This is a genomic window from Paenibacillus sp. FSL R7-0204 (assembly GCF_038002225.1).
Lineage (GTDB): Bacteria > Bacillota > Bacilli > Paenibacillales > Paenibacillaceae > Paenibacillus_AQ.
Window position 1 is genome coordinate 1,173,010 of record NZ_JBBOCA010000001.1, and the last position, 21,103, is coordinate 1,194,112.

Genomic DNA, 21,103 nt, shown 5'->3' on the forward strand with positions numbered 1-21,103 from the left:
ACATGAGCCGAAGAAGGGGGAATGGTCCCTTTCTTCGGTTTTTTTATTTTCTGCCCATCTGCAGTTAGGGGTGCTGAGACTTTTTAGGAGGATAAGCTGGATGGAGGAGTGCAAGTGGACGGTATTATATGTAGAAGATAATCAGCTCAATATGGCCTTAGTACACCACATCTTCAAAAGAAATCTGCCCTCCGTATTGCTGCTGAAAGCTGAAACGGCAGAGCTCGGATTACACATGGCACGGGAATCTCTGCCGGATCTGATCATCCTGGATATCGGGCTTCCCGGACTTAACGGATATGAAGCACTGGAAATACTGCAGCAGGATCAGGCGACTTGTCATATTCCGGTGCTGGCGACCAGTGCGTTTGCGCAAAGCTCGGATATTGAAAAGGCCCGGAAGAAGGGCTTTGCCGAATATATCACCAAGCCCTTTCAGGTTAAAGCGTTCACCGAAACCGTGAAAAGGCTGCTCTACGGAGAAGACCTACAGAAGATTTAGCTCGAAAAAGCAACAAGGGATTGATTAAGGTGGGGAACTGGGGAGATCTCTGTCTGGCGGCGGGTTCACGGGCTGCTGTAATCCGCTGAATAAGGAATTATTTGTATTCGACATAATGATTTGACTTTCGCCCGAATATGCAAGATATTTATATTGCAGATTTAATATAACAGAATTGCATCTAATACTTCATAACGGGCGGTGGATCTTATGCTAGGGCAGCATACGGAGTCGTCTTCTCCATTTGAACAGGCATTTAAGACAGGAACTGCCGGAGTAGCCTTTCTTTCCATGGCTGAAGAATGGATGAAAGTAAATCCGGCGGTAACCCTCTTGCTCGGATATTCCGAAGAACAGCTGCTGGGACGCAGCTTCTCAGCGTTCTGGGATGAAGATAGCTTGCACATACATAGTTACAGGATGGGGAGCCTCAGGACAGGAGCAGCCCCTTTTTTTGAAGCCGAAATCAAGCTGCACCATGTGGACGGCTCTGCCGTTCCGGTGCTGCTGCATGTGGCGAGGGTGAGCGAGCCTGCGACGGGAGAAGGGCTGTATTATATGGTTCACTTGGCTGGGAGGCCGCTTGCGGCACCGGCGGAGGCACTCCCCGCGACACCTGAGCGCCTGTACCAGCTGATTGCCGGCAACATCAGGGACATTGTCTACTATGCAGCGGCGGGCTCAGTCTGCCGCTATTGCTCCCCCTCAGTGGAAGAGGTGCTCGGGTATAGACCGGAGGAGCTGATCGGCCGGGACAACAGCAGATTGGTTCACCCTGAGGATCTGGCCTTAATCAGCGCGCAGCAGATGGCTGACTCGCCTGATGTCCAGCTGCGGATATTACATGCGAATGGGCGATATATCTGGATTGAATTCTCCCTGAGAACAGTGGAAGACAGCGGGGAGCGCGGGGTGCTGGCTGTCGGCCGCGATGTGACCCGGCGCAAGATTGTGGAGCAGAAGCTTCAGGAGTCGGTCGAGCGGTATACCTCGCTGAAGAAATATAATCATGACGCGATCATATCGCTGGACCTGGAAGGCCATATTATTAACGGGAATGAACAGGCGGTACGGCTGACAGGGTATACGATCGCCGAGATGGTGGGCATGAGTGTCAGCCGGATCATCGGCGAGCGGCAGCTGCAGAATGTAATTGGTCCCCGCCGGCAGAGCGGCTCTGCGGGACAGGATATCAACCTGATCTGGCATAAGGACGGGCATTCTGTGGAGGTTCTGACCACCCTTGCGCCGATTATTATCAACGAGTCTAACGTAGGCTTTTATATTATCGTCAAGGATATTACCGAGCAGAAGCAGCTGCTGATTGCTAAGGAGACCGCGGAGAATACGAACCGCGCCAAAAGTGAGTTCCTGGCCATGATGAGCCACGAAATCCGTACCCCGATGAACGGGGTGATCGGGATGACCGACCTGCTGCTGGAGAGCAGTGAGCCGGGGTCCCAGCAGCGGGAGTTCCTGGAGATTATCCGCCAGAGCGGCGAATCCCTGCTCAATATCATCAACGACATTCTCGATCTTTCCAAGATTGAGGCAGGCAAAATCTCACTCCAGGACGAGCCGTTCATTCTCCAGCACTGCATGGATTCCGCGCTGGAGCTGCTTCAGCTCAAGGCGGAGCGCAAGGGGCTGATCCTTAGCGTGGAGACCGGGCCGGATGTGCCGCAGCGGCTGATCGGGGACGGAGAGCGGCTGAAGCAGATTCTGCTCAATCTGGCTGGCAATGCTGTGAAGTTCACCTGTACCGGCGGGGTAAAGGTAAGCGTAAAGCGCATTGCTGATGGCCCGGCAGGAGTAACGCTCCAGTTCACCGTGGCGGATACGGGTAGCGGCATTCCCGAGGAGGCCCGCAGCCGCTTGTTCGAGCCGTTCTATCAGCTGGAGCATTTCAGGGGCCGCCAGGGGGAAGGCACAGGTCTGGGGCTGGCGATCAGCAAGCAATTGGTCGAGCGGATGGGCGGAGAGATCTATCTGGATACAGCTGCAGAGCAAGGGGCGACCTTTGTGTTCACCGTGGTTATCCAGCCTGAAGCACAGGCGTTTCCGGCTGAAGGGCCGGAGGGGAACCTGCCGGAGCAGCATTCAGCAGGCCAGTCCCTGCATATTCTGGTAGCCGAGGACAATGTGATCAACCAGATCGTCCTGCGCAAAATCCTGGAGAAGCGCGGCTTTGCCGTCGATGTGGCCGAGGACGGGCGGCAGGCGGTCGATATGACGGCCCGTCACGGCTATGATCTCATCTTCATGGATGTGCAGATGCCCGGGATGAACGGCCTGGAGGCCACGGCTGCCATCAGGGCAGAACACCCGGCAGATCAGCAGCCGGTCATTATTGCAGTGACGGCCAACGCGCTCAAGGGCGACCGGGAGTTATGCCTTGAAGCAGGGATGGACGAGTATATCAGCAAACCGCTGAGAAGCGACAGCATTGCCAAGGTCATCGGGAAATTTTTTGCGGACCAGGATTAAGCAGTTCTCTCTTCACAGAATAATCACAATACTAAGTTAAAGCTGCAATGCAGTGCTGTGCTATCTTGCATATGGAAGTCTTTTTGATTAAGATAGCAGAAACTGGTGCATAAGCAGCACCGATATACCTTGTAATGACAATGACGAAGAGAGTAAGTACTTCATAGCGGATTATAACAGGGAAGGCGTGCCGGAGACTGAGAGCACCCCCATTAGACGCTTAGTGCCGAAGTTCACTTCCGAGTCGGTCCCTGAAGTACACTGCTGCAGCAGTTATGGGTAGGGTGGCCCGCTTCCTGCGTTAACGGATGTAAGACAGAATGAATCGACTGGCCGGTATCCTTCGGGTATGCCGTCAGGTGCTGATGCGTCAGCAGGATTCAGCTCTAAATAAGGGTGGTACCACGGCTCCTCGTCCCTTGCGGCGGGGGGTCTTTTTGCGTTCGTTCATAGCCTTAACTATTAACTACACAAAGGAGTGTCTTGGAATGAGTAATGTGGAATTGGATGAGCTGAGAGCAAGATTGGATGAGATTAACGGTCAGCTGCTGGAGCTGATCTCGGAGCGTGCCAGTATCGTTCAGGAGATTGGAGTGCTCAAAGAGAAGCAGGGCGTGCCGAAGTTCGATCCTGAACGGGAGAAGGCGATGCTGGAGAAAATGGTCGCAGGCAATAAGGGGCCGTTCACGGATGGAACGATCCGCACGCTGTTCAAGCAGATTTTCTCTGCTTCGCTTGATCTGCAAAGTACGGAGCATAAGAAGACCCTGCTGGTAGCGCGCAAAGACCATGCGGAGGATACAGTTATTGAGCTGCCGGGCGGCGTTACAGTAGGCGGATTATCCTCGCTGATGGTGGCTGGTCCATGCTCGGTCGAGAGCGAGCTGCAGACACGTACGGTCGCTGCGGCCCTGCAGAAGGCAGGCGTCAAGGTTATGCGCGGCGGCGCCTTCAAACCCCGGACCTCACCGTATGATTTCCAGGGACTGGGCATGGATGGCCTGCGGATTCTGCGTGAAGCGGCGAATGAATACGGGCTGCTCACGATCAGTGAGATTGTCGATCCCCGGCATATTGAAGAAGCACTGGATTATGTGGATGTCATTCAGGTGGGTGCACGGAACATGCACAACTTCGAGCTGCTGAAGGCGGTAGGGGAAGTGAACAAGCCGGTGCTGCTGAAGCGCGGACTATCCGCCACGCTGGATGAATTCGTTCATGCGGCAGAATATATTATGTCCCGCGGTAATATGGAGATTATGCTGATTGAACGCGGTATCCGCACTTATGAGCGGTCGACGCGCAATACGCTGGATATCTCGGCGGTGCCGATTCTCAAGCAGGAATGCCATCTGCCGGTGCTGGTCGATGTCACCCATTCCACCGGACGCAAGGATATCCTGATTCCATGTGCCAAGGCCGCGCTCGCTGCCGGAGCCGACGGGATTATGGTCGAGGTGCATCCTGATCCGGCTACCGCCTTGTCCGATGCGGCGCAGCAGCTTAATATTGAGGAGTTCAACACCTTCTTCAATGAAGTGAAGGCTTCGGGATTATACCGTTAAATTGAATAGGGTGAATTCAGGTACTAGGAGGAACTGAAATTTTGAAGCAATTCGTCTCATACAACAACGGTTGGTTCTCCAACACACGGAGTGATATTTTATCGGGCATGACCGTGGCTATTGCCTTAATTCCTGAAGCGATTGCTTTCTCCATCCTTGCTGGCGTAAGCCCTATGGTTGGTTTGTACGCCTCCTTCTGTATTGCTATTGTAACGGCCTTCGCCGGCGGGCGGCCGGGGATGATCTCGGCGGCGACAGGAGCGATGGCGCTCCTGGTCGGCAGCCTGGTGCTGTCGCACGGCATTGAGTATCTGTTCGCGGCTACGGTGCTGGCAGGCATCCTGCAGATTGTGATGGGACTGCTGAAGCTGGGCCGGTTCATCACCTTCCTGCCGCAGCCGGTCATGACGGGCTTTGTCAACGCGCTGGCGATTCTGATCTTTATGGCTCAGCTGGTGCATTTTGAGGGACAGGGCTGGATCATGTACGCACTCGTAGCTCTTACGCTGGTCATCATCTATACGGTTCCCCGGATCACCAAGGCGGTGCCGTCGGCGCTGGTCGCCATTGTCGTAGTCTCGGTACTCAGCATTGTGCTGGGTCTGGAGGTAAGAACCGTGGGCGATATGGGGACTATTACCTCAGCTCTGCCGGTATTCCATCTGCCGAGCCTTCCCTTGACGCTGGATACGCTGCTGATTATACTGCCGTATTCGCTCTCACTCGCGGTCGTCGGATTACTGGAATCGCTGATGACAGCCACGCTGATTGATGATATCACGGGCACCGGCAGCGATAAGAACCGGGAAGCGAAGGGGCAGGGGCTGGCCAACATCGTGACCGGCTTCTTCGGAGGCATGGCGGGCTGCGCGATGATCGGCCAGTCGATGGTCAATATGAAGTCGGGCGGACGGACACGCTTGTCCACTTTTGTCTCCGGGATCTTCCTATTGTTCCTGATTCTTGTGCTGGGTGATGTTGTCAAAAAGATTCCTATGGGCGCACTGGTCGGTGTAATGATTATGGTCTGCATCAGCACCTTCGAATGGAAGTCTCTGACCTCCTTGCGGAGAGTTCCGCTAAGCGATGCCCTGGTCATGGTGGTCACTGTGATTACAGTAGTAGCTACCGATAACCTGTCGATCGGCGTGCTGTTCGGCGTGCTGCTGAGTGCTTTGTCTTTTGCCTGGAAAATTGCGTCCCTCCAGCTGAGTGTTCATACTACGGCATCTGTAACGACTTATCGGGTATCGGGTCAGCTGTTCTTCGGAACCACGAGCCATTTCGTGAATGAATTCATGTATGATAGTGATCCGGCGCAGGTCATTATCGATTTCAGCCGTTCCCATGTGTGGGATCAGTCGGCGGTAGGGGCCATTGCCAAGACGATGGACAAATACGCGGCTTTGGGCACTAAGGTCACTCTCACGGGTCTAAATGAAGAAAGTGCCCGGCTGGTACAGCGGGTTGGATTGTCGTCTTCGGGCGGCCATTGACGGATCAAGGACAGAAGGCTGTTTTTGGAGCGATTGGGCTTCAGAAGCAGCCTTTTTTTGAAATATACAAATTTTAATAGTCCATGCGGCCTTTAGAAAAGGATTTTTGAAAAGTTTGTCGAAATTTTCCGGTAGAGGGACATTTGTCATTGCTTCTTCGGATGGCCCTACTATAACCACGCAATTGTGATGCGCGAAAGGGAAGGCCTCCATGTTTTCTTTTATCCGAACCAGACTGATTGCCCGTATTCTCTGTGTTATGACCGTTGTGATTCTCTGCATTACAGCAGGCAATGCCGCCATTCAGTGGGTGAACACCGGATCAGCGGTCAAAGGGACGATCAGCAGCTACAACATGAGTATTGCCAGCCATTATGTGACGCAGATTGATGCCGGGCGCTACAGTGAATTCCTGGCCGATCGGCAGGAGTCGGACCTGTATTGGTCGCTCCGCCATGAACTGGATCAGTTCCGGAAGTCGATTGGTGCCCGTTATGTATATTTTGTGCGGATTGATGATGCCCGCCAGCCGCAGCTGATGATTGACGGCAGGCCGGAGGGAGACCCGCTGGCTTCGGGGATTAATGAGAGTACCGATATGCCTGCGGCCGCAGTTACGGCTGTGCTTGCCGGAGAGAATGCCAGCACGCCGCTGATCAGCAATCCTGAATACGGGGATTATATCTCGGCATTCGTTCCTATGAAGGACACCGCTGGGAAGCTGGTCGGGGCGCTGGGCATTGATACGGATGTTGCTGTGCTTAGTACGCTGACCCGTGATGTTCTGATGGAGAGCCTGCCTCTCTATAGTATTATTCTAGCTCTGTCTCTGGGAGCACTCGCGGTGCTGGCCTGGTTCGTCTCCCGGTCCTTGCGTCCGCTGAAGACGATTACACAAAGTGCAGGTGCTATGGCTGGAGGGGATCTCGCCGGGGCAGCACTTATCCTGCAAGCCCGTCCGGTTAACTCCCGGGATGAGATTGGCAGGGCTTATCAGGCGATGCTCCAGATGTCAGGGGATTTGAATGCCAGAGTGAAAGGGATGGTATCCGGGGTATCTACCGCATCGGATAGTCTCTACGGCTCCTCCGAGACCTTCGCCAGGAATGCCGATGATGTGCTGAAGATGAGTGAGACGGTGAGCGGCAGAATCAGTGATATCCATGCCGGGGCTAACTCGCAGACGGAAGGCGCACAGAGCAGCGCTGTGGCTATGGATGAAATGGCGCTGGGCATCTCGCGCATCTCGGAGGCTTCGGCTGCGGTCTCGGAATTCGCAGTCAAGGCGCTGGACATTGCAGAGGCGTCCCAGACGGCCATGAGCCACACTAATCAGCAGATGAAATCGATCTCTGTATCCACCGGGGAGACGCTGGATATTGTGCAGCGGCTGCAAGGGTACACGGATGAGATTGAAGGCGCGCTGGCTGCGATCAGGCAGTCTGCGGATCAGACGAAGCTGCTTGCGTTGAATACTTCCATTGAGGCGGCGCGTGCGGGGGAGCACGGCAGAGGCTTCACTGTCGTAGCCGGTGAAGTACGCAAGCTGGCAGAAGGCTCCGCAGCCTCAGTCGAGCGGGTGGCCGAGCTGCTGATGCAGATCGGCCAGGCTTCCGCAAGCATCGGGGTACAGATGACGGAAGCGTCCGCTGAAGTGAAGGAAGGGGTGCGGATGTCAGCCGAGGCGGAGGCTGCTCTGCTGGAGGCCTCCGCCGCCTTCCGGGAGGTGGCCGGACAGATCATTGATGTGTCGGCGACAGCGGAGCAGCTCTCCGCCGGCTCGGAGGAGGTTGCGGCAGTGGTGGGCAGCATGGCCGATATTGCCGGAGAGGTCTCGGAGCAGACCCGGGAGATCCGTGAGCTGACCGATCTGCAATTGGCGCGAATCAAAGAAGTCTATGAGGCTTCGCTGAGCGTCAGCGCGAGTACAGGTGATCTGCGGGAGGCCATCCGGCAGGTGAATGTATAGGGCTAGAGGGCCGATGGGCTTGATCTATACTGCCCGGAGTAGATACAGAATTACCAGATGTTATGCCCTCCAGCTTTCAAAAGCGTCCGACTATTGGTATGATTACAAGGGATGTGAACATCTATTACCGATTATATGGAGGAATTGAACATGAGTGAAACTACAATATCCGGGATTATTGATCATACGCTGCTGAAGGCGGATGCCCGGAAAGACGATATTATCAAGCTTGCCGAAGAGGCTAAAGCCTACAAATTCGCCTCTGTGTGCGTGAATCCGGCTTGGGTAGCTACTGCGCATGCCGTGCTGAAGGATACACCAGAAGTGAAGGTGTGTACAGTAATCGGCTTCCCGCTGGGAGCATCGACTCCGGAGGCTAAGGCTTTTGAGACGAAGGATGCCATTGCGAACGGTGCCGGTGAGGTAGATATGGTCATTAATATCGGTGCACTGAAGGACGGCAATGACGAGCTGGTGAAGCGCGATATGGTTGCTGTAGTCGAAGCCGCGCGCGGCAAAGCATTGACCAAGGTCATTATTGAGGCCTGCCTGCTGACTGAAGAGGAGAAGGTCCGTGCCTGCAAGCTTGCTGTAGAAGCGGGCGCAGACTTCGTGAAGACCTCAACCGGCTTCTCGACCGGCGGGGCAACAAAGGAAGATATCGCCCTGATGCGGGCAACGGTCGGCCCTGAGATCGGCGTGAAGGCCTCCGGCGGTGTCCGCAGCGCGGAAGACGCGCTCGTGATGATCGGCGCAGGCGCCAGCCGGATCGGAACCAGCGGCGGCGTAGCGATTGCCAAGGGCGAGCAGAGCCAGAGCGGCTACTAAGCTGAACACAGATATATAGATTGTACTTGTAATTTTTTTGTCCCGGGAATGGCGTGACTCCAAAGAATGTTTGGCCCTCCGGCCGCTGTTGTCCCCGGATTTTTTGATTTAACTCGCTGTTTGCGGGAGAAATCCGGTGACAAAGGCGGACGCTGACGCTCCTACAGTTCCAAAATTCTCTTCCGTCACGTTTCCCCTGTCTGTATTCCAAGTTCAATCTACATAGACCAATAAACGGCTGCGGCCTCCTTGATGTCAAGGGGGGACGCAGCCGTTTTCTGTTTAGAAGAAGTATAATAGATGGATTTCCTCCATCTGCTGATGAGTGAATGAACGCTGCCGAACCAGTAGTTGGATAAACAACACTTAAATTCTCCCTATTCGTGCAAAGTAGCATAAACTAACTATATTAGTTGCTGTTTTTCCACCTGTTACCGGTAACTCCGTTCATATCGGCGAACTAAGATACGTTATTCTAAGCCTGTTGATTACCTATATTTTGGTGATAATGTCAGTAACATGAGCTAAATAAATCTTCCACTCCACAGGTAGCTTTTGCAGCGTAAATAATCGATCAAACTCGGCGAACGTTAATCTAGCGCTAACATGCACAGTACTATTTCCCTGTTCAAACAGAAACTTTAGCAACACATACACCAATAAAGCCACGTATAGCTGCCCATATACTGCATTTTCTGTGGTTCCAAATAACTTGGGAATGTTTAAATGCTGCTTAATCCAACGAAAAAATACTTCAATCTGCCAACGTTTCTTATAGATGTCTGCTATGGCTTCGGGGGAGTGCCAGTGCAGATTTGTCGCAAGAATGACGGGATTCCCTTTAGGATCTTTAAGAATCACCACCCGAAACTGATTCTTGCTGAGCGCCTTAACCTTTCCTAATTGGCACGTCAAATCCTGCTCGATACTTCCCTCAAATGGGCGATTTCGCAGGCGCGGGACCGGATTCACGAGCGTGGTGTTATCCTTAAGCCGAATGACAAAATATTGCCGCTCTTTCTTCTCTTGATAGCTGTCAAACAGCTTGTGCTTCCCGTAAGCGCGGTCTGCCACCAAAATATATTGGCTGTCGAGCAGGAAGGCGCAACTGTTTAAATCATGCTGTACAGCCGGGGTCTCCGTCACTTTGTGCAATTCATTCGAGTCCCCAAGTAATCCGACATGCAGCTTAACGCCTGCTTTTCTGCCTTTAATTTGTGCCCAAGGCAAGCGGCCTTGACCGACCGAAATGGTGGTTGAATCCACGATTAACAGTTCTTTCGGAATACCGAGTGACCGCTTGGCCTTCCGATTACAGAGCCCTATCATGAGTTTCAATAGACGCTTAAATAAGGAGAAAGGAACCTCTTTAGCCTTTTTGGAAAGCGTCGAATAATTCACCGCACGTTGTCCCTGAAGGGACATCCGTTGCGCGCCGTCTCGGTACCCGTCCCACTGCTGAAACGCTGCTTCAGCTAGAAACAAAAACAAATCATACACGGTAAATTTACGCGCAACATCAATATAGTTTAATTCTTCCAGAATCGGACGTAGTTTTTCCTCGGGAATCACCAATTGCAGAATGTTTGAAATTGAAGTAGACTTTTTCATGAGGCCGCCTCGTTTCGGAAGGTTTGTAGGGGTACAAACACTTTATCGAAATGGCGGCCTTTTTGCTACCTTTTTTTGGGTAATCAACAGGCTTAACGTTATTCCACTTGCTTGCTTGTTGCAGGATGAGCTAACCGTTCAGGGTTCTCCGGGGGATAGAGGAAGCTTACCCGCATACCCGAGCAGGCGTCTGCTTTGGAACGTAGGCTTAATTGTATTCGGTACAATTAAAAACAGCGTTTAGCCGTCTTTTGCGTAAAATGGGGAATTATAGCTGTACAAACTACAACTAGAGTCTGCGCGACGACGAAACTGCCCCTAAATCAGGCCCTAAACCAGCCCCTTATCCATCGCCTTGCCGATCAGCGTAGCGAACAGGCTGTTGGACCAGGCGAACCATTCGCGTGAGAAGTCAGCAGGGTTATCCGGGTGGAAGCCCTCGTGCATGTAGCCGGTATCGGCGTCGGTGCGGATCAGCATGTCGATCAGCTCCTTGATCTCCTCATCGTTGTCCGCCGTCAGCGCCTGCATGGACAGCGCCATATGCCATACGTAACCGCCCGGGGTGTGCGGACTGCCGATGCCCTTGGCGTGCTTGCCCTCGAAATAGAAGGGGTTATCGAAGCTGAGCGCGAACCGGCGGGTGTTCTGATAGATCTCATCCTCTACGCCCACGTAACCAATGTAAGGAATAGAGATCAGCCCTGGGGTTCCGGCATCGTCCATCAGCGAGTAATTGCCGTAACCGTCCGTCTCATAGGCGTAGATTCTGCCGTATTTCGGATGGGTCACGATGCCGTAGGTACGGATGCCGAAGTCGATCTCCTTGCGCAGCTTCGCCGCTCTCGCCGCCAGCCGCTCGTCCTGGTATACCTCGCTTGCCATCTCGCCGATATACCCCAGAATGACCACAGCGAACATATTCGAGGGAATATTGTAGCCGAATTCGCAGCTGTCATCGCTCGGGCGGAAGCCCGACCAGCTCATCCCGGTGTAGTTGACCGGCATCCCGCGTCCGTTATTGTGCAGCGTCTCCGTATCCTGGAGCGTCTGCCGGATGAAGTGGTATGGGGATTTCTCCCCGTGATGCTGCTCAGTCTCGATCGTGTTCACGATGGAGGTCAGTGCCTGGTAGCAGGCGGCATCGAAGATATCGGTTTGCTCCGCTTCCTTCCAGTACATATAAGCCAGCTGAACGACGAAGCAGAGGGAGTCCAGCTCATATTTGCGCTCCCACATCCACGGATTCAGATTACAGTCGTCCGTATCGCGGTAATGCTTGTCGCTTGCCGTCTCGTTGAAGGCATTGGTGTACGGATCAATATTCACATAGAACATCTGGCGGGCAATCAGGCCGCGGAGAATCCGCTGCAATTCAGGGTCCTTTTTGGCAAAAGGAATATAGTGCCGCACCTGCTCCGTCGAATCGCGCAGCCACATGGCCGGGATATCGCCGGTGAACACGAAGGTCGTGCCGTCTTCCAGCAGCTTGGTCGTGGTCTCCAACGTGTTCGGGAAGCAGTTGCGGAACAACTGCTGCAGTTTCGGGTGGTGGGCAAGCCGTTCATCGGCCTCATTCAGATAGGCGGTAATGGAAGCTGGCAGATTCATGGTGTAACTCCTCCTGGCATAGTGAATTTAGGGTTGTACGGTTGCAGGGCATAGGTGACGATTTGAGCGGGGCCGGCAGAGCGGCGGAGAGAACCTTCATCCAAGGCTTCCCGCTGTTTGCGCCGTTCCAGAATATCACTGGCATGGACAGCCTCCACCGGAAAATGCGGCGTAAGCGCGAGCTCCTGCTCTACTCCCGCCAGATTATACCAGCGCAGAATAATGTCCTCATGGTCTGCGGACATTTTGAAGGCGGACAGCACCAGGGTGCGGCCCTGCCACTCCAGCGGCTGATAGACCGCAGGGAGGGAACCCTCCTGCCAGCCGGTCTGAACCGTGAACCAAGGTACCTGATACTGGTATGCCCAGGCACAGGCCTCCGTCCAATCCGCATCCCCGGCGAATGGACGGACCGCGAACTCAACGGTCTGCTCACCGAGGCACTGGGCTTCCGGTGTAGGGAACACGCCCCAGTCGCCCAGCTCCGATACGCTGCGCAGCAGGGTGATAGCAATCGTTTTGCTGCCGTCCCGCAGCACCTCATATTCGTTCAGCCCTTTGTTGGCCACCAGCAGTCCGGCGCTGCCGTCCGACACACTGACGTAAGCCTGCTGGTGCTGGGCATTGCTCGGATTGATCCAGTCCGCAGCCGGCTCGATCTCACGCTCGGCGGCTTCAAAGATAGAATCGGCCCGAAGGGTGGATGCAGCCAGCCCGGTAGGGACAAGCACGCGCAGACGGTGGTCCTTAGCCTGATTATTGAACGCGGCAGAGACCTGAACGCCGGTCCCGCCAGTCTCCAGGCTGATCCGTGTCACGATCCGCAGCGGAGCTTGCTCGGTTGAGCGTCCGGCCTTGCGCTGCCGGAACGGCACCATTCTGCGCTTCTCGTCCTCGAACGAAGCATCGGCGGAAGCGGGAATAGCCCATTCATGCACGATTTCATACGTGATGCGGTAAGGCTCATGCTCGGTAAGCGAGATCCGGGCGGCAAGGCCCTTGGTCGTCAGTGCAGCATCGCCCTCCGGCTGGCGGAACACGTATTCATTCCCGATATCGCCGCAGTTCTCATAGACGCCGAGTCCGGTGAAGCTGCGGCCCGTCCGCTTGTCAGCCACATCGTAAGAACCGTCCTCGCGGATCTGAACGGCCAGGAAGTCATTCTCCATCCCACGTTCCAGCAGCTTAAGCGGACCTTCAGCAGCAGCCCAGGCAGACTCATCCGCCGACTCTACCCAGGCGTAGGTGCTGTAGCCTAACGGCGGCACCTGTGCAGCCTCGAAGGTCAGCCGGACGATCCGGGCCATATAGGGCTTGCGGAACTGGTCGTCCGGCAGCTCATAGCCGAACCGGGTGCCCAGATCCTCCGCCCGGCAAGCCACATGCCGCCCTTCAGCATCCAGCAGCCGCCCTTGCTCAAGCGCAAGCGGAAGCTGATCCAGTGCTGCGGCAATCGCCGCCGGATTCGGTCCTTCCTTGAAGTAACGCTTGGCGAAGATGACCTCCACGCTTACTGTTCCGCTGCGTTCCCAGCCGGTGGTATTGAAGACCGTCACCGGCCGGGCCGCTTCGCTCCAGGCCGCAACACTCCGGGTTCCAATCTGTGCGGAGACCGCTCTCAGACTGTCTTCAATAATAGCTTCGCCTACATGGCGGCTCTTCTCGAAGCGGCTGATCATCTCACGGTGGACCTCATCCACACTGCAGCCGCAGATGCTGTCATGCGGGTGATTCTGCATCAGGGTCTTCCAGGCATAGGTCAGCAGGGCATGGGGGTAGGCCTGCCCGCTGACCAGATAAGCGAGTGCCGCCAGCGGCTCTGCGCCCTTCTCCAGCAGCGTCTGGCCCTGCTGGTTGAGCTGCTTCAGGTAGACGCGGGCGGAAGCGGTATTCACCAGCGTCCCCCAGCCGTCCGTATGCTGGCTGCGCAGCTCGCCGTGCACGGTGACCAGATCCTCAGGCAGCGAGGGTGCCAGCGCCTTCAGATACTGCTCGAAGCTGGAGTGGACGAAGTCCGTGTCCGGATACAGCTTCCGGGCCGTCTCCAGCGCATCCGCGAGATCACGCTGCACCGGCTGATGATCACAGCCGTTCATGAACAGCAGCTCCGGGGTGGAGGCATATTTGCCGGCATCCGCGATTTTTTTGTCCCAGAAGACCTTGGCTTCCTCTGCATCCACCGGCACCTCGTTGCCGTTGCTGTACCAGTTCGCAAACAGCAGCCCCAGCACAGTAGAGCCGTCTGGAGATTCCCAATACATCTCGGAGTAGGGGGATTCATAGCTGGTGCTGTTCAGCTCGCCGACCATATTATCGAAGCCCGTCGGCTTCACGCCGCGGCCGAACACCGCAGTCCCGATGTCAGCCTGCTGGAGCAGCTGGGGGGCTTGGCCCATATTGCCAAAGGAATCGGGGAAGTACCCGAGCTTCGAGATCACGCCATATTTCGCTGCATCCTGATGGCCGATCAGCAGATTGCGCACATTGGCCTCGGAGCTGGTCAGGAATTCATCCTGGAGCACATACCAGGGGCCGATGACAATCCGGCCTTCGCGGATGAACCGCTCCAGCTGCTCTCTCCGCTCAGGATGCACCTGCAGATAATCTTCAATAATGATGGTCTGTCCGTCCAGGTGGAAGTACCGGTAGCGCTCGTCCTGCTCCAGCGTCTCCAGCAGCTCGTTCATCAGCTTCGCCAGCAGCACATGGTGACGCTCGTAAGGCATATACCATTCCCGGTCCCAATGAGTGTGTGAGATCAGGTGGGCAGTTGTACGGGTCATGAGAGAAACCTCCTATATCTTCAGTCGGGTGTTGTAGTGTCGGCATTCGTAGCAAATGTTTGCATACCTGCCGGAGGATCACAATATGTAACTTTTGCAGGGGGGGAGGAGGGTTCATAATTCACACATTTACGGCAGTCAGCCAGCAGCGGCCCGTAGAAGTTATTCAGCTCATAAGCCCCGTAGCAGCGCGGTTTTACACTCTTTTAACATGACAATGCACAACCTACATATTTACGATGTCAGCTTAGTTTCTCTACAATTTGGGATGTAAGCGTTAGCAGGAAAGGCCATAGCAAGAATGCGAAGCGGATACAGATTTATGTGTAATGAAAACTAACATAGAGAGGAGTGGGAGAATGAAGGGGAACAAGTCCCTTGGCAAACGAATCTGGCAGAATTGGGAGCTCTATCTGTTCATGCTTCCCGCGTTACTGTATTTCTTCATCTTTCATTATGGTCCGATGTACGGCATTCAGATTGCCTTCAAGAACTTCGTACCCTCCAAAGGAATTACGGGCAGCGACTGGGTAGGCTTCGACCATTTCGAACGGTTCTTCAATTCTTATTTCTTCTGGGATCTGCTGTGGAACACGTTCAGCATCAGCTTCTATGAGCTTGCCATCGGGTTTCCGCTGCCGATCATTCTGGCCCTGGCCTTCAATGAGGTCCGCAACGGCCCGTTCAAGAAGTCGGTCCAGACGGTTACCTATGCGCCGCATTTCATTTCTGTAGTCGTAATGGCGGGGATGATTATTACCTTCCTGTCGCCCTCCAGCGGAATGATTGTCCGGGCGATTGAATTCCTGGGCTTCCAGCCCGCACAGTTCCTGACCGATCCGGCCTGGTTCAAAACGGTGTATGTCTTCTCGGGCGTCTGGCAGAGCACCGGGTGGGGGACGATCATCTATCTCGCGGCCCTGTCGGGCGTAGATCCACAGCTGCATGAAGCGGCCATCGTGGATGGAGCCAGCCGGATCAAGCGGGTGCTGCATATCAATCTGCCGACGATTATCCCTACGATCACAATCATGCTGATTCTGAACATGGGTAACATTCTGGGCCTGGGCTTCGAGAAAATCCTGCTGCTGCAGAATTCGCTCAATATGGAAGCCTCCGATGTCATATCCACCTATGTCTACCGCGCCGGTCTGGTGAACGCCCAATACAGCTTCTCGACGGCTGTCGGATTGTTCAACTCGGTGGTCAATGTAATACTGCTCGTTACCGTGAACCGGATTGCCAAACGCACCAGTGAGAACAGCCTCTGGTAGAAAGGAGTTGAAGTCTATGGTTACTGCCATGAAAGAATCCAGGGGAGATAAGCTGTTTCTGATCAGCACCTACATCTATTTGTGCCTTGCGCTCGTAGTGGTCCTCTATCCGCTGATCTATATCCTCAGCGCGTCCATCAGTTCGCCGCAGGATGTCAATTCGGGCGCGATGTGGCTGTTCCCGAAGAATGTGACGCTGGACGGCTATAAGCTGGTGTTCGAGAACCCGAAGATCTGGAACGGGTATCTCAATACCATCATCTACACAGCGGTGGGCACTCTGCTGAATTTGGCGGTTACGCTGCCTGCTGCATATGCGCTCAGCCGGTCTGATTTTGTCGGACGCCAGTTGTTCATGGGCCTCATTCTGTTCACGATGTTCTTCAGCGGCGGGCTGGTGCCGACGTATCTGCTCGTCAAGAACCTGGGCCTCATTAACAGCATGGGGGCGCTGATCCTGCCGGTGGCCGCATCGGTATGGAACATCGTGGTCGCCCGGACCTTTTTCCAGTCCACGATTCCAAAAGAATTACAGGAAGCGGCCCACATCGACGGCTGTACGAATCTGAAGCTGTTCATCCGCATTATCCTGCCGCTGTCCGCGCCGATTGTCGCCGTCATGGCCTTGTTCTACGGGGTTGGACACTGGAACAGCTACTTCCCGTCCCTGATCTATTTGAACGATGAAGCCAAGTATCCGCTGCAGATGGTGCTGCGCCAGATTCTGGTCCTGCAGGAAATGTCGGCCGAAACTACAGGCGCTGCGATCAACGGCGAGGTAGCTATGGCCATGAATAATAAGGCAGAGACGGCATCGCTGGTCAAATATGGCGTCATCGTTGTCTCTACACTGCCGATTGTGGCGGTCTACCCGTTCCTGCAGCGTTATTTTGTCCAAGGGGTCATGATTGGCTCTGTAAAAGGCTAAAGGTTAAAATGTAATGAACCTAAGGGAGGAATTATTAATGCAGATCACACGTAAACCATGGAAGATTCTGCTGTCTTCGGCTGTGATTGTTGGACTGCTGGCAGGCTGCGGGAGCTCCAATGAAGGCACCGCGAATAAGAGTACCGGAGAGGCCACGGTGAACAAGGAGGGCTTCCCGATTGTTAGCGAACCCGTTACCCTGACGCTGATGGCGCCGGATGTGGGCATTCAGAACTGGGAGAACATGCCGGTGCTCCAGCAGATGAAGGAGAAGACCGGCATTACGATGGAATATAAAAATGCGCCGAAGGACAGCTTCGATACCAAAAAGAATCTGGTGTTCGCCAGCGGCGATTACCCGGATATCTTCTATGCGGCCGGTCTGACGACTGCCGAGCAGATGAATTACGGCGAGCAGGGGATTCTGATCCCGCTGGAAGACCTGATCGAAGAATATGCCCCGAACTTCAAGGCTTTGCTTGCGGAGAACCCGGATGTGCGCAAATCGATTACCGCTCCGGACGGTCATATCTACTCCCTGCCGGTGGTGGAAATGAGCCAGCACTGGTACCGCAACCCGATGTGGTATAACGGGGACTTCCTGAAGGCCCTGAACATCGATAAGCTGCCGGAAACGACCGAGGAGCTGTACACCTACCTGAAGCGCGTGAAGGAGGAAGATCCGAACGGCAACGGGACCGCCGATGAAATTCCGATCTCTTCGGTGACCACAACTGCTGCGAACCTCCGCGATATCCGCACCTGGCTGCTGGGCGCTTTTGGCATCTATGAAGAAGAAATCTATGTAGACGATGCGGACAAGGTCCACTATACACCGCTTGAAGAAGGCTATAAGGAGTATCTGACCTATATGAACCGTCTGTGGTCCGAAGAGCTGCTGGATCATGAGAGCTTCTCGCAGACGGCAGAGCAGAAGAAGGCCAAGGCGCAGAATAACCGCGTGGCGCTCTTTTCCGACTGGCATGCTTATATGACTAAGGGCGGAGAGCCGTCCACGGCAGATCCGATGTTCGCCCCTGTGCGCAGTGAATCGGTGTCCGCTCCGGCGATTGCCAAGAACAGAGGAATTACGACAGGCGCATTCGCCATTACGAACAGCAATCCTGCACCGGAAGCCTCACTCCGCTGGGTGGATTACCTCTATTCCTATGAAGGCGCTCTGTTCTTCAACAAAGGACCGGAGGGTACGCTCTGGGAGTACACCGACAAAGACAACCGCGTGAAGCAATACCTGCCTGTACCGGACGGCAAGGAGATGGAGGATTTCCGGGCCACCTTGACGCCGAACTACGGTATTCCTGCACCAACTCTGTCCATGGACGATATCAACAAGGGGCTGAAGACAGACTTTGACCTCTGGGTAGAGCAGGAGACCAAGCAGAAGCTGCTGGATAAAGGCGCGCGGATTCCATTCCCGGCCCTGTTCCTCACTGTGGAAGAGCAGACGGAGATCAGCAGTCTGAATTCGGATTTGAGCACTTATGTCAAGCAGATGGAAGCGAAGTTCATTACCGGAGCCGAGCCGCTGACCGGCTGGGATAATTATGTGGCAACAGTCAAGAAGATGGGCGGAGAGCGAGTGGCTGAGATCAACCAGGCTGCTTATGACCGCTGGAAAACCAACTAAATCCTACAGGCGCTATCCGTCTTCTTCGAAATTTCATCCTCTGAAGTGCCGAGAGTGAGCGGCATGAATGACTGATGCAGAAAGGTGCTGTGAAAATGATCTATAAGGATAAAACACAATCTGTGGCGGATCGGGTACAGGACCTGCTGCAGCGCATGACGCTTGGAGAGAAGGCTGGACAATTAGTCCAGCCTTTCGGCTGGCAGTGCTATGAGAAGCACGCGGACGGAACCACAGGCATGACAGAGGCCTTCAAGCGTCAGGTTGCCGCCGGAGGCGTCGGCTCCCTGTATGGGACGCTGCGTGCCGACCCGTGGACTGGCGTTACGCTGGAGACCGGTCTGTCCCCGAAGGAGGGGGCGGAGGCTGTTAATGCGATTCAGGCTTACGCCATGCAGGAGAGCCGGCTCGGGATTCCGATTCTGTTCGGCGAAGAATGCTCCCACGGGCATATGGCTATCGGCGCCACTGTATTTCCGGTGCCGCTTGCATTGGGCAGTATGTGGAACCCGGAGCTATACCGGGAGATGTGCCGGGTGGTAGCGCTGGAGACCCGCAGCCAGGGCGGAGCGGCGACCTACTCGCCGGTGCTTGATGTGGTGCGTGATCCGCGCTGGGGCCGTACGGAGGAGACCTTCGGCGAAGACCCGTTCCTGATTGCGGCGATGGGTGTAGAGGCCGTGAAGGGCTTGCAGGGAGAGCGGCTGGATGCGGAGGATTCCGTGCTGGCCACCTTGAAGCACTTCGCCGCCTACGGCAGCTCGGAAGGCGGGCGCAACTCCGCGCCCGTGCATATGGGACTGCGCGAGCTGCATGAGGTTGATCTGCTGCCGTTCCGTAAGGCGGTAGAAGCCGGAGCGCTGTCCATTATGACAGCGTACAACGAGATTGACGGCGTGCCTTGTACGACGAACCGCTATCTTTTGCAGGATGTGCTGCGGGAGCAATGGGGCTTCGAAGGGTTCGTGATCACAGACTGCGGAGCGCTGGGCATGCTGACGAATGGTCATAACACCGCAGATAGCGGAGAAACGGCTGTAGCCCAGGCACTGCTGGCGGGCATCGATATGGAGATGTCGGGCGAGATGTTCGAGAAGCATATCGCAGACGCTATCGAGCATGGGCGGCTGCAGGAATCCGATCTGGACCGCGCGGCGGCGCGGATTCTGGAGCTGAAGTTTAAGCTCGGTCTGTTCGACCGGCCCTTTGCCGATCCTGAGCAGGCAGAGCAAATCATCGGCAAGCCGGAGCATCGGGAGCTGGCCCGGCGGATCGCCGGTGAGAGCATCATCATGCTGAAGAATGAGAACACAGCGCTGCCATTAAGCAAGGGGATTCGTAAGCTTGCCGTAATCGGTCCCAATGCGGATGCTCCGTACAACCAGCTTGGCGACTACACCTCGCCGCAGCCCGCAGGCGCGATTGTCACGGTGCTGGAGGGTATCCGGCAGGCGCTGGGCGGCGGAGCGGACAAGGTCCTGTATGCACCCGGCTGCCGGATCAAGGGCGATTCCCGCGAAGGCTTCGCCCCTGCGCTGGCCTGTGCGGCTGAAGCTGATGCGATAGTGCTGGCGATCGGCGGCTCCAGCGCCAGAGATTTCGGTGAGGGGACGATTGATCTGCTCACCGGCGCTTCTGTCGTGACGGAGCATTCCTGGAGCGACATGGAATGCGGGGAGGGCATCGACCGGTCCACATTGAATCTGATGGGTGTGCAGCTTGAGCTGGCGCAGGAGCTTCACAAGCTGGGCAAGCCTCTGATTGTGGTCTATATTAACGGCCGCCCGATTGCCGAGCCTTGGATTGTAGAGCACGCGGACGCCATTCTGGAGGCTTGGTACCCGGGGCAGGAGGGCGGACATGCGATTGCCGACATTCTGTTCGGCGAGGTGAACCCTTCCGGGCGGCTGACGATCAGCATTCCGAAGCATGTCGGCCAGCTTCCCGTGTATTACTACAAGCGGCGGACGAGAGGCAAACGGTATCTGGAGACAGACTTCCACGCCGGATATCCCTTCGGCTATGGTCTTAGCTTCACTGAATTCGGTTACAGCAACCTGAAGGTCGAGCCTTCTGTAATCTCTGCGGATGAAGAAGCGCTTGTCTCCGTGGATGTGACTAATAGGGGCAACCGGGCAGGCAGCGAGGTGGTACAGCTGTATATTTCCGACTTGGCCTCTTCTATTACCCGGCCCGAGAAGCAGCTGAAGGGCTTCCGCAAGATCAGCCTTCAGCCGGGAGACACGCAGACGGTGACGTTCCGTGTAGGCCGGGAGGAGCTGGAGTATGTATCAGCAGATCTGACGCGGATCGTCGAGCCAGGAGAATTCACGGTGATGGCAGGCCCGCACTCCGCAGAGTATCTGAGTGCCCCGCTCCATGTCAGAGAGGAGGGCTAAGC

General features: G+C 55.2%; 13 protein-coding genes. 10 read left to right on the top strand and 3 right to left on the bottom strand.

Annotated features, from left to right (window positions below):
* The first annotated feature begins 100 nt into the window (after window positions 1–100).
* The 6 genes from MKX42_RS05320 to deoC all read left to right on the top strand — a co-directional run bounded on the left by MKX42_RS05320 (window position 101) and on the right by deoC (window position 8,847).
* Complete coding sequence (locus MKX42_RS05320; protein WP_340751604.1) at window positions 101–502, top strand: response regulator; 402 nt, start codon at window positions 101–103, stop codon at window positions 500–502.
* Window positions 503–712: 210 nt separating this feature from the next.
* Window positions 713–2,989: a PAS domain S-box protein gene (locus MKX42_RS05325; RefSeq protein ID WP_340751605.1), complete on the top strand. Its 2,277-nt coding sequence runs from the start codon at window positions 713–715 to the stop codon at window positions 2,987–2,989.
* Between the two features lie 488 nt (window positions 2,990–3,477).
* Window positions 3,478–4,554: a bifunctional 3-deoxy-7-phosphoheptulonate synthase/chorismate mutase gene (locus MKX42_RS05330; protein ID WP_340751606.1), complete on the top strand. Its 1,077-nt coding sequence runs from the start codon at window positions 3,478–3,480 to the stop codon at window positions 4,552–4,554.
* A gap of 41 nt (window positions 4,555–4,595) precedes the next feature.
* Window positions 4,596–6,050: a SulP family inorganic anion transporter gene (locus MKX42_RS05335; RefSeq protein ID WP_340751607.1), complete on the top strand. Its 1,455-nt coding sequence runs from the start codon at window positions 4,596–4,598 to the stop codon at window positions 6,048–6,050.
* A 211-nt stretch (window positions 6,051–6,261) separates the two neighbouring features.
* Window positions 6,262–8,019, top strand: a complete 1,758-nt coding sequence (locus tag MKX42_RS05340; protein ID WP_340751608.1) for a methyl-accepting chemotaxis protein — start codon at window positions 6,262–6,264, stop codon at window positions 8,017–8,019.
* A gap of 150 nt (window positions 8,020–8,169) precedes the next feature.
* The gene (gene deoC / locus MKX42_RS05345; RefSeq protein ID WP_339220409.1) at window positions 8,170–8,847 is read left to right on the top strand and encodes a deoxyribose-phosphate aldolase; all 678 of its coding nucleotides are present in this window, start codon (window positions 8,170–8,172) and stop codon (window positions 8,845–8,847) included.
* A 492-nt stretch (window positions 8,848–9,339) separates the two neighbouring features.
* Here the strand turns inward: deoC and MKX42_RS05350 are convergent, their stop codons facing one another.
* The 3 genes from MKX42_RS05350 to MKX42_RS05360 all read right to left on the bottom strand — a co-directional run bounded on the left by MKX42_RS05350 (window position 9,340) and on the right by MKX42_RS05360 (window position 14,852).
* On the bottom strand, window positions 9,340–10,458 hold the full coding sequence (locus MKX42_RS05350; protein WP_340751609.1) for an IS4 family transposase: 1,119 nt from the start codon (window positions 10,456–10,458) through the stop codon (window positions 9,340–9,342).
* Window positions 10,459–10,788: 330 nt separating this feature from the next.
* The gene (locus MKX42_RS05355) at window positions 10,789–12,069 is read right to left on the bottom strand and encodes a glycoside hydrolase family 125 protein (protein WP_340751610.1); all 1,281 of its coding nucleotides are present in this window, start codon (window positions 12,067–12,069) and stop codon (window positions 10,789–10,791) included.
* Window positions 12,066–14,852, bottom strand: a complete 2,787-nt coding sequence (locus MKX42_RS05360; protein ID WP_340751611.1) for an alpha-mannosidase — start codon at window positions 14,850–14,852, stop codon at window positions 12,066–12,068. Before MKX42_RS05360 ends, MKX42_RS05355 begins: the two co-directional genes overlap by 4 nt.
* A 359-nt stretch (window positions 14,853–15,211) precedes the next feature.
* Between MKX42_RS05360 and MKX42_RS05365 the strand changes: the two genes are divergently transcribed.
* The 4 genes from MKX42_RS05365 (at window position 15,212) to MKX42_RS05380 (ending at window position 21,101) form a co-directional block, all read left to right on the top strand.
* Window positions 15,212–16,126, top strand: a complete 915-nt coding sequence (locus MKX42_RS05365) for an ABC transporter permease (RefSeq protein WP_235192024.1) — start codon at window positions 15,212–15,214, stop codon at window positions 16,124–16,126.
* Between the two features lie 16 nt (window positions 16,127–16,142).
* Window positions 16,143–17,054: a carbohydrate ABC transporter permease gene (locus MKX42_RS05370; RefSeq protein WP_036694906.1), complete on the top strand. Its 912-nt coding sequence runs from the start codon at window positions 16,143–16,145 to the stop codon at window positions 17,052–17,054.
* A gap of 37 nt (window positions 17,055–17,091) precedes the next feature.
* Window positions 17,092–18,702, top strand: coding sequence for an extracellular solute-binding protein (locus tag MKX42_RS05375; RefSeq protein WP_340751612.1), 1,611 nt, complete (start codon window positions 17,092–17,094; stop codon window positions 18,700–18,702).
* A 95-nt stretch (window positions 18,703–18,797) separates the two neighbouring features.
* Window positions 18,798–21,101, top strand: a complete 2,304-nt coding sequence (locus MKX42_RS05380; protein WP_340751613.1) for a glycoside hydrolase family 3 N-terminal domain-containing protein — start codon at window positions 18,798–18,800, stop codon at window positions 21,099–21,101.
* Window positions 21,102–21,103: the final 2 nt, after the last annotated feature.

What these genes read in the sequence shown, in the direction of transcription:
- MKX42_RS05380 (WP_340751613.1), top strand. Translation starts at nt 18,798, where the DNA reads ATGATCTATAAGGATAAAACACAATCTGTGGCGGATCGGGTACAGGAC.
- MKX42_RS05350 (WP_340751609.1), bottom strand. Translation starts at nt 10,458, where the DNA reads ATGAAAAAGTCTACTTCAATTTCAAACATTCTGCAATTGGTGATTCCC.
- deoC (WP_339220409.1), top strand. Translation starts at nt 8,170, where the DNA reads ATGAGTGAAACTACAATATCCGGGATTATTGATCATACGCTGCTGAAG.
- MKX42_RS05340 (WP_340751608.1), top strand. Translation starts at nt 6,262, where the DNA reads ATGTTTTCTTTTATCCGAACCAGACTGATTGCCCGTATTCTCTGTGTT.
- MKX42_RS05370 (WP_036694906.1), top strand. Translation starts at nt 16,143, where the DNA reads ATGGTTACTGCCATGAAAGAATCCAGGGGAGATAAGCTGTTTCTGATC.
- MKX42_RS05320 (WP_340751604.1), top strand. Translation starts at nt 101, where the DNA reads ATGGAGGAGTGCAAGTGGACGGTATTATATGTAGAAGATAATCAGCTC.
- MKX42_RS05330 (WP_340751606.1), top strand. Translation starts at nt 3,478, where the DNA reads ATGAGTAATGTGGAATTGGATGAGCTGAGAGCAAGATTGGATGAGATT.
- MKX42_RS05375 (WP_340751612.1), top strand. Translation starts at nt 17,092, where the DNA reads ATGCAGATCACACGTAAACCATGGAAGATTCTGCTGTCTTCGGCTGTG.
- MKX42_RS05365 (WP_235192024.1), top strand. Translation starts at nt 15,212, where the DNA reads ATGAAGGGGAACAAGTCCCTTGGCAAACGAATCTGGCAGAATTGGGAG.
- MKX42_RS05325 (WP_340751605.1), top strand. Translation starts at nt 713, where the DNA reads ATGCTAGGGCAGCATACGGAGTCGTCTTCTCCATTTGAACAGGCATTT.
- MKX42_RS05355 (WP_340751610.1), bottom strand. Translation starts at nt 12,069, where the DNA reads ATGAATCTGCCAGCTTCCATTACCGCCTATCTGAATGAGGCCGATGAA.
- MKX42_RS05360 (WP_340751611.1), bottom strand. Translation starts at nt 14,852, where the DNA reads ATGACCCGTACAACTGCCCACCTGATCTCACACACTCATTGGGACCGG.